Raw genomic sequence first — 10,256 nt, forward strand, 5'->3', positions numbered from 1 at the left:
GCTGTACCCTGACGTGATCGAGAGCGTGTCCTTCACCGGCGGCCCGTCGGTGACGATCAAGAGCCACCACAATGTCGGCGGCCTGCCGGAGCGGATGAAGCTGGCCCTGGTCGAGCCGCTGCGCGAACTGTTCAAGGACGAGGTGCGGGCGCTGGGCCGCGAGCTGGGCCTGCCGGAGACCTTCGTCGGCCGCCATCCGTTCCCGGGGCCGGGGCTGGGCATCCGCATCCCGGGCGCGGTCAGCCGCGACATGCTGGAGATCCTGCGCAAGGCCGACGTGATCTATCTCGAGGAGATCCGCCGCGCCGGCCTGTACGACGCGATCTGGCAGGCCTTCGCGGTGCTGCTGCCGGTGCGCACGGTCGGGGTGATGGGCGACGGCCGCACCTACGACTATGTCTGCGCGCTGCGGGCGGTGACCTCGACCGACGGCATGACCGCCGACTACTACCCCTTCGACCACGAATTCCTGGGCCGGGTCTCGACCCGCATCGTCAACGAAGTCCGCGGCATCAACCGCGTCGTCTACGACATCACCTCGAAGCCGCCGGGGACGATCGAGTGGGAGTGAGGGGTGGGACGGGGAGGTAGACGGGTTCCGGTGATTGGCTGATGCTCTTCGAGCGAATGGAAGGCCAAGCTCATGTCCGGCATCGAATGGTCTGCATCCGAAAAGAAGATCGCGCGCCGGGCCTATGAAGCCGCACTCGGTGTGGCGCTCGCGAGAATTCTAACCGAGTTCAAGGCCAAGGCCGCTGAGGCGGCGACGCCGTCCGAGATGTGGGATCTCGAATAGTACCTGCGTGAGAGACGCAGGCATATCGACACCGTCTTCGACTATCGGTATTCGCAGCTCACCTACGTCTTTGCCGTCCTCATCCGCGCAGGCTATCTGGATGAAGCCAGCCTTGCCGGCCTGGCCAAGGAGAAGCTGGACGATATTCGGCACCAGGTCGGATGGTTGCAGCGCTGATCGCAGCGCTCCGGGACGTGCGGGGGAGCGCCGAGGCGGCGGCGGAGTGACGCGGTGGCCGTTGAGAGTGCCTCTGCGCCCTCTTTCCGTCATGGCGAGGCGCGCAGCGCCGTGGCCATCCAGAGGGCGGTGCCTCTGGATGGCCACGCCCCTTCGGGGCTCGCCATGACGGATCAGGGACCAGCCGTCAGGAGGCGTGTCGGAATGCCGAGCACCGGCCCGGCGTCAGCGAGCCGCTGGTCGAGCGTGTGCACCGTGGCCCCGTGTTCCGACGCGACGGCGAGATGGAGCGCGTCGCCGGCGCGCAGTCCGAGGGTGTGCTGATCGACGAACTTCGCCGCGGTCCGGAATTGCCCGCCGGTCATCGGCAGCACGGTGAAGCTCTCAACGACCAGCTTGTTGAACATCGCCAATGCCGCCGCGCGCTGGTCGAGGGTGATCTGCCCGCTCCGCAACTTGATCGCCATGGCCGACGACAGCTCGGTGATGGTCCAGTCGCTGATCAGAAGCTGTGCCGGATCCTGCGCCGCCAGCCAAGCCTGCGCACGAGCGGTCGCGATCTCATTGGAGAGCGCGGCGACGATCAGCGATGTGTCGAGATACAGCATCAGTACCGATCGCCATCCCGCATCGATCGCACTAGTTCGGCGGCGTCCTGCGCCTCCGGTGGCATGGTTGCGGTCAGGGCCTGGAGCATCGGCAGATCGACCCGCTTGCGCGGCCTCGCCACGGCGGTGAGCCTGGCGACAGGCTTGCCACGCCGGGTAATGTCGATCGAATCCCCGGCTTCCACCCGGTCGACCAGCTCGCTCAGATGGGCCTTGGCATCCGCCAGATTGACCGGGTCCATGTCACGCTCCTGACCATGTAGATGGTCATATAGCGCGTGGCGGTGGGCAATTCCAGCGGAGAGAGAGATCCGGCGTGAATTCCACCCTGAACACATTGTGCAGTTGCCTTTAACTCCGATTCTAGTTCATGATATGTTCTATGGACGAGGCGCAGACCGATCAGGCACCGGAAGCCCCATCCGCTCCCCAGGAGGAGCGGGCGGCTCGGCATCTGCGCCTGCTCGGCCGGATGGCCGAGATCCAGATGGAGGTCGCCGAGGCCGTCCGCACCGAGGCGGTCGAGGCGCCGCAGCCGGGCGTCGACTATTGCCGACGCGTCGCCGTGATCGCCCGCTCGCTGCGGCTGACCCTGCTGCTGGAGGAGAAGCTCTCCCGCCCGCCGGAGGAACGGCCCGAGACGGAAGGCCCGGCCGCGAAGCGGCCGGCGGCGGCCCCCGAGGCCGACCGCGCGCAGCGGGTGTTCCTGGCGGTCGCGGCGGCGATCGGCGAGACCGCCGAAAGCGACGCGGAGGATGCCCGCCTGTGCCGCGAGGTCCAGGAGTATCTGGAGCGGCCTGAGGTGGCCGAGCGGGTCGAATCCTGCCCGGCGCCGGAGATGGTGGCGGAGCTGTGCCGCAAATACGGGCTGCCGGCGGACACCGGGGAATGGCTGGCCGCCGCCGACGCGACCCTGGGGGAACTGGGCTATACGCCGGCCGAAGATGTGGTCGCGGTCCCGGACCGGGCGGTGATCCGGCGGCGGCTGCGGGTGATCACGGCGCTGGGCGCCGCGATCCGGGCCGAGACCGAGGACGAAGAGGAGTGCGACCGCCGCTTCGCCGCGATGGCCGAGGAGATGGACCGGCCGGACCTGCGGGAGATCGCCGACGGTTTCCCGGCGGCCGAGGCCGTGGCCCGTCTCTGCCCGACCTTCGGCCTGCCGCCTGAGGAGGCGGAGCGCTGGGTCGAGGAGGCCGACGAGGATCTGGCGGAGATGGACCTGCCGCCAGTCGATGGCGACCTGCCGGAAGTCGCGGATACGGGGTGAGCCCATCGGTCGGGTGCGCCCGGCCGCCGTCGCTGGATGCAATCCCGATCGTTTTGCCCTCCTGCTTGCCAAGCCACTCCCCCCTGGCCCCTCGCCGTCATTGCGAGGAGGCGAAGCCGACGAAGCAATCCATCGCTCCGCACGAGCTGCGGCATGGATTGCTTCGCTGCGCTCGCAATGACGGCAAGGGGATTTGAAAGGGTCTCGCTGGCGGGAGACACTGGCCCCACCTGCCGGGGATCGCCCAGCCATGGCCGATTCCGACGGCCGTCCTATATCGCTGCCATCCGATCCCGCGGCGCCGGAGCTCTCCTGCCGGTCTCCACCCGCGCGCCGCGGCCCGCCCATGGCAGGAGCGAGCGATGACGTCCGGATTGCAGCGGCTGCGGCTTTCGTCGGGAACCGAGCTGGCCTATCGCGAAGCGGGAGACGAGGGCGCCCCGGCGCTCCTGCTGCTGCACGGCATGCCGAATTCGTCATCGGGCTTTCGCGACGTCATCGGCCCGCTGGCGCGGCATGTCCGCGTCATCGCGCCAGACCTGCCCGGCTCGGGCGGCTCGGACCCGCTGGCGCAGCCGTCCTTCGAGGCCTTCACCGACGGCATCGAGGAGCTGCTGGCCGCCCTGCGGGTCGGCCGCCGGTTCATCTACCTGCATGATTTCGGCGCGCCGGTGGGGCTCAGCCTGGCCATGCGACGGCCCGACCTCGTGCGCGGCCTGATCATCCAGAACGCGAACGCCCATCGCGCCGGCCACGGTCCGCAATGGGCCGAGGTGATGGACTTCTGGACCTCGCCGAACCCGCGCAACGAAGCCGCAGCCACCGCGCATCTCACCCTGGAGGGCACGCGCGACCAGTATGTGAAGGGCGTGCCGGAGGACATCGCCGCCCGCATCGACCCGGCGCACTGGATCGAGGACTGGCGCGTCATGTCCTTGCCCGGCCGGCTGGAGAGCCAGCGCGCGCTGGTCGCCGATTACGGCCGGTACGTGGCGCGCTTCGGCGAGATCGCGGCCTACCTCAAGCGGCACCAGCCGCCGGCGCTGCTGCTTTGGGGCCGGCACGACATATATTTCGAGCTGGCGGAGGTGCTGGCGTGGATGGAGGCGCTGCCGCGGATGGAGGCGCATATCCTCGACGCCGGGCACCTGCTGCTCGAGACCCATTCCGGGCCGGCCGCGCGGCTGATGACGGCGTTCGTCACCGGACAGGCCTGACCGGCGCCGCCGGCGGCCTCAGCCGCCCCGCTTCGGCCGCCGCACGGCGCGGACCTTGCCGATGTTGCCGCCGCCGCAGAAGAACTGGTCGCCGCCGTCGGATTCCAGGCCCGACACGTTCACCCCGGCCGGCAGCTCCACGCTCTCCAACACTTCGCCCGATTGCGGGTCGATCCGGCGCAGCTCGCTCTCCTCGGCCTCCCAGGTGGCGTGCCACAGCTCGCCGTCGACCCAGCTGACGCCGGTGACGAAGCGGTTGGAGTCGATGGTCCGCAGCACCGTGCCGGTCTCGGGGTCGACCTGGTGGATCTTGCGCTCCCGGTGCTGCCCGACCCACAGCGTGCCCTCGCCCCAGGCCAGGCCGGAATCGCCGCCGCCGCCCGGTGCCGGGATGGTGGCCAGCACGCGGCCGGTCTCCGGGTCGATCTTCTGGATCCGGCTCTCGGCGATCTGGAACAGGTGCCGGCCGTCGAAGGCCGTGCCGGCATGCGCCGCCACGTCGATCGTGCGCGTCAGCCGGCCGCTCTTCGGGTCGAGGGCGTTCAGCCGGTCGCCCGAGGCGAACCAGACATGCTCGCCGTCATAGGTCACGCCGGCCACCTGGTCGACGCCGGGGAACGGCCCGTATTCGCGGATGATGTCAGCCATGGATCGCTCCTCCGATCGTGTCCGTGAACGCGTCATGGGATCAGCCTAACCCTCGGGCAGCGGGGCCGGGAGTAACAAGGCGGTCGTGAAACCGGGCAGGGGCGGGGTCACCCAGCGCCGGGCCCGGCCATGGCCGAAGGCCTGCACCTTGCCGTCTTCGCCCAGCGCGTCGAGCGCCCGCTGCACCGTGCGCTGGCTGGCCCCCAGCGCCAGGGCCAGGGCCGAGCTGGACCAGGCCTCGCCATCGGCCAGGAAGGCCAGCACCGCCGCATGCCGCTCCTCCACCGGCCGGGCCAGCACCACCACCTCGCGGCCGTCGCGCGGCACCAGGGCGAAGCCCCGCGCGGTCGCGGCCACGCCCGCCAGCGGCTTCAGCGCCGCGCGCAGCCGCCCGATCTCGACCCGCAGCCGGGCGCGATGCGACTCGTCGGCGAATTTCGCGCCGAAGGCCCGCTGCAGCAGCACGCCGCGCGGCACGTCGCCGGGCCAGGCCTCGCCCAAGGCGCGGGCCAGCGCGAACAGCACCGGCCGGCGGGCGAGGGGGACCGCCGTGCCCGCCTCGCGCACGGCGTGGCGGCAGGCATCCACCACCAGCGTCGGCGGCACCGGCGACTCCAGCAGCGCCTCGACCTCGTGCAGCCGCAGCGGCCGCTCGCTGCCGCGCGCGATCAGCCGCGCCGCCGGCTCCTGCAGCATGCGGGACGCGCTCTCGACCTCCGCCGCCAGGGCCGGGATCCGGGCCTGACGGGCGGCCTGGCCGGCCCGGGCCAGCGCCTCGCGCGCCGGCGCCGTGCGCAGGCGGCGCATGGCGATGCCGGCCACCACCAGCTCATGCACGGCCCGCCAGGGCGGGGGGAGGGAGGAGGGGTCGAGGCCGGCCAGCGCCTGACCGGCCTCGTCGATCCGCCCGATCAGCACCAGGCGTCGGACCGCGAGCAGGCGGGCATGGGCGGCATTCAGCCGGTCGCCCTGCGCCTCCAGCACCGCCCGGGCCGCGTCCAGCGCCTTGGGCGGCCAGCCCAGGTCGCGCGAGGCCAGCGCCACCTCGGCCTCCGCCACGATGCAGCGGGCGCGGGCGACGGCCTCCCGCGTTCCGAAGGCGCGGCCCGCCCGGCGCAGCAGCGCCTTGGCGCGCGCGAGGTCGCCGAGCTGGGCCATGGCGATGCCGCGCAGCGCCAGCGCCGGCGGGTCGTCGCGCAGCGCCACCCGGTTCAGGGCGCCGAGCGGATCGCCCGTCGCCAGCGCCCGCGCCGCCGCCGTGATCAGAGAGTCCATCGGAATCCCGTCACACTTGTCACTCCCCGCCTTCCGCCAGCCGGCACCAGTCTACCCCAGCACCACCGGACACCAATGGAGAGTGAACGATGACGGCACACCGCACCGGAACCCGCGAGGAATGGCTGGCGGCGCGGCTCGACCTGCTGGCGGCGGAGAAGGACCTGACGCGGCAGAGCGACGAGCTGGCGCGGCGGCGGCAGGCGCTGCCCTGGGTCCGGGTCGACAAGGACTACCGCTTCGAGACCGATGACGGCATCGCGGCGCTGCCGGATCTGTTCCAGGGCCGCTCGCAGCTGCTGGTCTATCACTTCATGTTCGGGCCCGACTACAAGGCGGGATGCCCGTCCTGCTCGATGATCGCGGACGGCTTCAACGGCTTCGCGGTCCACCTCGCCAACCATGACGTGGCGTTCTGGGCGGTCTCGCGGGCGCCGATCGCCAAGCTGCAGGCCTACAAGCAGCGGATGGGCTGGAGCTTCCCCTGGGCGTCCTCGGCCGATGGCGCGTTCAACTACGACTTCAACGTCTCCTTCACCGAGGAGCAGCAGCGCGGCGGGACCATCGAATACAACTTCCGGCGCAGCGGCCTGGCGATGAAGTCGACCGCGATCCCGGCGCCGGTCGCGCAGTTCGCGGCGATGTGCGGCACCGACGCGCCCGCCTATATGCGCGACAAGCCGGGGCTCAGCGCCTTCGTGCTCGAGGACGGCGTCGTCCACCACACCTACTCGACCTATGCCCGCGGGCTCGACGGCCTGTGGGGCTCGTATCAGTGGCTCGACCGCGCGCCGAAGGGCCGCAACGAGGCCGGGGTCTGGTGGCGCCGCCACGACGAGTACGGCCATGACTGACCGGCCGCTGGCCCGCCGCCCGCTCGACGCGGCCGGCTGGCTGCACCTGGCGGCGGCGCCGGTCTTCGCCGCCATGGCGCTGGCGACGGCCGTGTCCGGCGGCGAGGCGGATGTCCTGTGCACGGCGATGGGGGCCTCTCCGCTGGCCGGCATGGTGCCGATGTACCTGCTGATGGCCGTGTTCCACGCGGCGCCCTGGCTGAGGCTGGTCGCCGGCCGGCGCGCCGCCGACCCTTCCTGAAGGAGACCGATCATGAACGACATCGCGCCGAAATCCGACACCCAGCACATCGTGGTGGACACCGACTTCCCGCACCCGCCGGAGACGATCTGGCGGATGCTGACCACCAGCGAGCTGATCGGCCGCTGGATGATGGTGCCGGCGGGGTTCGAGCCGGTGGAGGGCAATCGCTTCACCTTCCAGACCACGCCGGCCGGCGCCTGGGACGGCGTCATCCACTGCCAGGTGCTGGAGGTGGTCCCGAACGCGCGGCTGGTCCACAGCTGGCAGGGTGGGCATGAGGGCAATGCCGGATACGGCTCGCGGCTGGACACGGTGGTCACCTGGACGCTGGTCGCGACGGAGACCGGCACGCGCCTCCGCCTGGTTCATTCCGGTTTCGTCACCGCGCGGAACGGATCCGCCCTCGCCACCCTCGGCGACGGCTGGAAGAAGGTCGTGCCGAAGATCGGCGCCGTCGCCGATGAGGGCCGGCCTGCGCGGGAGGAGGGCGGGACGGGCGTTGCCTGGACCGGCGGATGCGCCTGCGGCGCGATCCGCTACGAGATCGCGGCCGGGCCGGTGTTCATGAACGACTGCCAGTGCCGCGACTGCCAGCAGCGCAGCGGCACCGGCCACGGCTCCTACCTGACCTTCCCGAGCGCGGGGGTGAGAAAGCTGCAGGGCGAGGCGACGCGCTGGGACATCGTCGCCGACAACGGCAATCTGAAGAGCCATGCCTTCTGCCCGGTCTGCGGATCGCCGGTCTACCTGACCTCCGTGGCCAAGCCCGATTTCTTCACCGTGCACGCCGCCAGCCTCGACGACCCCGCCCGGTTCAGGCCGCAGGCCGTGACCTACCGCATCCGCGGCCATGCCTGGGACCGCATCGACGAGGCGCTGCCGCAATTCGAGAAGATGCCGCTGGTGTGACGGCGAAAGGGCGCCCGGATCGTTCCGGGCGCCCTTCTCGTGTTGAAGCGGTGAGGGATGTCAGCCGGCGACGGCGGCCGGGTCCATCCACATGACCTCCCAGACATAGCCGTCCGGGTCCTCGACGTTGCGGTTGTACATGAAGCCGTGGTCTTGCGCCGGGTTGGGGTCGGCCCGGCCGCCGGCGGCGACCACCTTGGCCACGGTCGCGTCCACCGCGTCGCGGCTCTCGACGCTGAGCGCGATCAGCGCCTGGCTCTCGCGCCGGGCATCGCCGATCGGCCGCTGGGTGAACTGCCGGTAGCGGTCATGGGTCATCAGCATCACCCCGATCGCGTCGGAGAACATCACCGCATTGGCCTGGTCGTCGGAGAATTGCGGGTTCACCGTGCCGCCCAGCGCGACGTAGAAGGCGGCGGAGGCCGGCAGGTCGCGCACCGGCAGGTTCACGAAAATCATCTTGGGCATCGGTTCCTCCTTCACCGCGGCGGCAGGCCGCGTTATTGTCTCGATATAAAGTTAGTATATGGAATGTATCTTTTCGTCAAGATACATTCCATAGAGAGGATTTGAGGATGGATCGAGCCGCCATGGCCGTCGAGCAATGGGGCCGCGAGCGCCCCGACCTTCCCGCGCTGCCGATGGCGATCTTCGGCCGCCTGTCCGACGCCGCTGAGCGGGTGATGCGGGACCACATGAACCCGCTTTTCGCCGAGGTCGGGCTGCAGCCGGGCGAGTTCGACGTGCTGGCGACACTGCGGCGTTCCGGCGACCCCTGCATGCTGTCGCCGACCCGGATCTACGAGGCGCTGATGATCTCCTCCGGCGGCATGACTGCTCGCCTGGACCGGCTGGAGCGCGCCGGGCTCGTGGAGCGCCGCCCCGACCCGAACGACCGCCGCGGCAAGCTGATCGCGCTGACCGAGGCCGGTCGCCGCCTGATCGACGAGACCATCGGCCGCCATGTCGCCAATGAGGAGAAGCTGCTGTCGGTGCTGACCCCGGCCGAGCAGGAGACCCTGAACGCGCTGCTGCAGAAGCTGATCGCCGGGCTTAGGCCGTCGCGCCGCGGTCCTTGATGAAGTCGACGAAGGCGCGCAGCGGCGCCGGGACGTGGCGGCGACCGGGATAGTACAGGAACGGGCCCGGGAAGCTCTCCCACCACGACTCCAGGATCGGCTCCAGCGCGCCGCTGTCGAGATGCGGGCGCAACATGCCCTCGAACAGGTGGATGATGCCGATCCCGGCCACGGCCAGTTCGACCGCCAGCTCGATCGCCGCGCCGGGGCGGACCAGCAGCGGCCCGGGCGGGTCGACACGGATGGTCTCGCCGTCGCGCTCGAAATCCCAGGTCGGCATGGCGCCGCCGGCGAACTGGCCGCGCAGGCAGGCATGGGACAGCAGGTCGCGCGGATGCTCCGGACGGCCGCGGGCCGCGAGGTAGTCGGGCGCCGCCGCGGTGGCGAAGCGCTGAATGCGCGGGCCGATCGGCACCGCGATCATGTCCTGCTCCAGCCGCTCGTCGTAGCGGATGCCGGCGTCGCAGCCGGCGGCGAAGACGTCGACGAAGCTGTCCTCGACCACCACCTCCAGTCGTATGTCGGGATAAGCCTTCAGGAACCCGGCCGCGATCGGCGGCAGCACGACGCGGGCGGCGCTGGACGGCACGTTGAGCCGCAGCGTGCCGGACGGCCGGTCGCGGAACGCGTTCAGCACGTCCAGCGCCGCCTCCATCTCGCCCAGCGCCGGGGCCAGCCGTTCGATCAGACGCCGGCCCGCCTCGGTCGGGGTGACGCTGCGGGTGGTGCGGTTCAGCAGGCGCAGGCCCAGCCGTGCCTCCAGCCGCCCGACGGCGACGCTGAGGCTGGAGGGAGAGACGCCGCCGATCCGGGCCGCATCGCGGAACCCGCCGGCCCGGGCCACGGCGACGAAGGCAGCAAGGTCGTTCAGGTCCAGGGCCATTGTTCACGACTTTCAACAGCCCGTGCAGATTAGGGTCAATTATCAAACGGAACAATCACGGCCATATCGGGCCCGTCCTCTCAAGGAGACCCGCCATGACTCAGACATTCTTCCCGCTCGCCGGCCGCGCCGTGAACCGCATGGGATACGGCGCCATGCAGCTGGCCGGCCCCGGCGTGTTCGGCCCGCCGAAGGACCGCGCCGCCGCCATCGCCGTGCTGCGCGAGGCCGTGGAATCCGGCGTCGACCACATCGACACCAGCGACTTCTACGGCCCGCATGTCAACAACCAGATC

The 10,256-nt window shown here is 70.6% G+C and carries 14 protein-coding genes and 1 pseudogene; 9 read left to right on the plus strand and 6 right to left on the minus strand.

Annotation, left to right across the window (positions count from 1 at the left end; all coding sequences use genetic code 11):
• Both ABDW35_RS23555 and ABDW35_RS23560 read left to right on the plus strand, forming a co-directional pair.
• Positions 1-571 (plus strand): annotated as a pseudogene (locus ABDW35_RS23555) (GMP synthase (glutamine-hydrolyzing)); the annotation flags it as partial.
• Between the two features lie 72 nt (positions 572-643).
• Positions 644-796 (plus strand): hypothetical protein, encoded by a 153-nt coding sequence (locus ABDW35_RS23560; protein WP_343716303.1) that lies wholly within the window; start codon positions 644-646, stop codon positions 794-796.
• A 350-nt stretch (positions 797-1,146) separates the two neighbouring features.
• Here the strand turns inward: ABDW35_RS23560 and ABDW35_RS23565 are convergent, their stop codons facing one another.
• Positions 1,147-1,584: a type II toxin-antitoxin system VapC family toxin gene (locus ABDW35_RS23565; RefSeq protein WP_343716316.1), complete on the minus strand. Its 438-nt coding sequence runs from the start codon at positions 1,582-1,584 to the stop codon at positions 1,147-1,149.
• Positions 1,581-1,823 carry a type II toxin-antitoxin system prevent-host-death family antitoxin gene (locus ABDW35_RS23570; protein WP_343716304.1) on the minus strand — a complete coding sequence of 81 codons (243 nt, stop codon included), beginning with the start codon at positions 1,821-1,823 and terminating at the stop codon, positions 1,581-1,583. The genes ABDW35_RS23565 and ABDW35_RS23570 overlap by 4 nt, the downstream gene beginning before the upstream one ends.
• 140 nt (positions 1,824-1,963) lie before the next feature.
• Here ABDW35_RS23570 and ABDW35_RS23575 point away from each other — a divergent pair, with 140 nt between their 5' ends.
• Positions 1,964-2,851: a hypothetical protein gene (locus tag ABDW35_RS23575; RefSeq protein WP_343716305.1), complete on the plus strand. Its 888-nt coding sequence runs from the start codon at positions 1,964-1,966 to the stop codon at positions 2,849-2,851.
• A 362-nt stretch (positions 2,852-3,213) separates the two neighbouring features.
• The gene (locus tag ABDW35_RS23580) at positions 3,214-4,068 is read left to right on the plus strand and encodes an alpha/beta hydrolase (protein ID WP_343716306.1); all 855 of its coding nucleotides are present in this window, start codon (positions 3,214-3,216) and stop codon (positions 4,066-4,068) included.
• An 18-nt stretch (positions 4,069-4,086) separates the two neighbouring features.
• Here ABDW35_RS23580 and ABDW35_RS23585 read toward each other — a convergent pair whose 3' ends face one another.
• Complete coding sequence (locus ABDW35_RS23585) at positions 4,087-4,716, minus strand: hypothetical protein (RefSeq protein WP_343716307.1); 630 nt, start codon at positions 4,714-4,716, stop codon at positions 4,087-4,089.
• A 45-nt stretch (positions 4,717-4,761) separates the two neighbouring features.
• Positions 4,762-5,991 (minus strand): hypothetical protein, encoded by a 1,230-nt coding sequence (locus ABDW35_RS23590; protein ID WP_343716308.1) that lies wholly within the window; start codon positions 5,989-5,991, stop codon positions 4,762-4,764.
• An 89-nt stretch (positions 5,992-6,080) separates the two neighbouring features.
• Here ABDW35_RS23590 and ABDW35_RS23595 point away from each other — a divergent pair, with 89 nt between their 5' ends.
• The 3 genes from ABDW35_RS23595 to ABDW35_RS23605 are packed head-to-tail and all read left to right on the plus strand — an operon-like array spanning position 6,081 to position 7,998.
• Complete coding sequence (locus ABDW35_RS23595) at positions 6,081-6,845, plus strand: DUF899 domain-containing protein (RefSeq protein WP_343716309.1); 765 nt, start codon at positions 6,081-6,083, stop codon at positions 6,843-6,845.
• Complete coding sequence (locus tag ABDW35_RS23600; protein ID WP_343716310.1) at positions 6,838-7,086, plus strand: hypothetical protein; 249 nt, start codon at positions 6,838-6,840, stop codon at positions 7,084-7,086. Before ABDW35_RS23595 ends, ABDW35_RS23600 begins: the two co-directional genes overlap by 8 nt.
• A gap of 12 nt (positions 7,087-7,098) precedes the next feature.
• Positions 7,099-7,998: an SRPBCC domain-containing protein gene (locus tag ABDW35_RS23605; protein ID WP_343716311.1), complete on the plus strand. Its 900-nt coding sequence runs from the start codon at positions 7,099-7,101 to the stop codon at positions 7,996-7,998.
• Between the two features lie 60 nt (positions 7,999-8,058).
• On the opposite strand, the gene ABDW35_RS23610 is transcribed toward ABDW35_RS23605, so the two are convergent.
• Entirely contained in the window at positions 8,059-8,466 is a 408-nt protein-coding gene (locus ABDW35_RS23610) for a VOC family protein (RefSeq protein ID WP_343716312.1), read from the minus strand.
• A 107-nt stretch (positions 8,467-8,573) separates the two neighbouring features.
• Here ABDW35_RS23610 and ABDW35_RS23615 point away from each other — a divergent pair, with 107 nt between their 5' ends.
• Positions 8,574-9,077: a MarR family winged helix-turn-helix transcriptional regulator gene (locus ABDW35_RS23615; protein WP_343716313.1), complete on the plus strand. Its 504-nt coding sequence runs from the start codon at positions 8,574-8,576 to the stop codon at positions 9,075-9,077.
• On the opposite strand, the gene ABDW35_RS23620 is transcribed toward ABDW35_RS23615, so the two are convergent.
• Positions 9,052-9,960, minus strand: coding sequence for a LysR family transcriptional regulator (locus tag ABDW35_RS23620; RefSeq protein ID WP_343716314.1), 909 nt, complete (start codon positions 9,958-9,960; stop codon positions 9,052-9,054). The two genes, ABDW35_RS23615 and ABDW35_RS23620, sit on opposite strands and share 26 nt — an antisense overlap.
• A 95-nt stretch (positions 9,961-10,055) precedes the next feature.
• Here ABDW35_RS23620 and ABDW35_RS23625 point away from each other — a divergent pair.
• Positions 10,056-10,256: aldo/keto reductase (locus ABDW35_RS23625; protein ID WP_343716315.1), on the plus strand; the 201-nt coding region annotated here is incomplete at its 3' end.

Source organism: Inquilinus sp., assembly GCF_039594555.1.
Lineage (GTDB): Bacteria > Pseudomonadota > Alphaproteobacteria > DSM-16000 > Inquilinaceae > Inquilinus.

Coding starts and splice junctions, on each gene's coding strand:
- ABDW35_RS23570 (WP_343716304.1), bottom strand. CDS start 1,823: ATGGACCCGGTCAATCTGGCGGATGCCAAGGCCCATCTGAGCGAGCTG.
- ABDW35_RS23590 (WP_343716308.1), bottom strand. CDS start 5,991: ATGGACTCTCTGATCACGGCGGCGGCGCGGGCGCTGGCGACGGGCGAT.
- ABDW35_RS23600 (WP_343716310.1), top strand. CDS start 6,838: ATGACTGACCGGCCGCTGGCCCGCCGCCCGCTCGACGCGGCCGGCTGG.
- ABDW35_RS23610 (WP_343716312.1), bottom strand. CDS start 8,466: ATGCCCAAGATGATTTTCGTGAACCTGCCGGTGCGCGACCTGCCGGCC.
- ABDW35_RS23595 (WP_343716309.1), top strand. CDS start 6,081: ATGACGGCACACCGCACCGGAACCCGCGAGGAATGGCTGGCGGCGCGG.
- ABDW35_RS23585 (WP_343716307.1), bottom strand. CDS start 4,716: ATGGCTGACATCATCCGCGAATACGGGCCGTTCCCCGGCGTCGACCAG.
- ABDW35_RS23580 (WP_343716306.1), top strand. CDS start 3,214: ATGACGTCCGGATTGCAGCGGCTGCGGCTTTCGTCGGGAACCGAGCTG.
- ABDW35_RS23615 (WP_343716313.1), top strand. CDS start 8,574: ATGGATCGAGCCGCCATGGCCGTCGAGCAATGGGGCCGCGAGCGCCCC.
- ABDW35_RS23560 (WP_343716303.1), top strand. CDS start 644: ATGTCCGGCATCGAATGGTCTGCATCCGAAAAGAAGATCGCGCGCCGG.
- ABDW35_RS23620 (WP_343716314.1), bottom strand. CDS start 9,960: ATGGCCCTGGACCTGAACGACCTTGCTGCCTTCGTCGCCGTGGCCCGG.
- ABDW35_RS23575 (WP_343716305.1), top strand. CDS start 1,964: ATGGACGAGGCGCAGACCGATCAGGCACCGGAAGCCCCATCCGCTCCC.
- ABDW35_RS23605 (WP_343716311.1), top strand. CDS start 7,099: ATGAACGACATCGCGCCGAAATCCGACACCCAGCACATCGTGGTGGAC.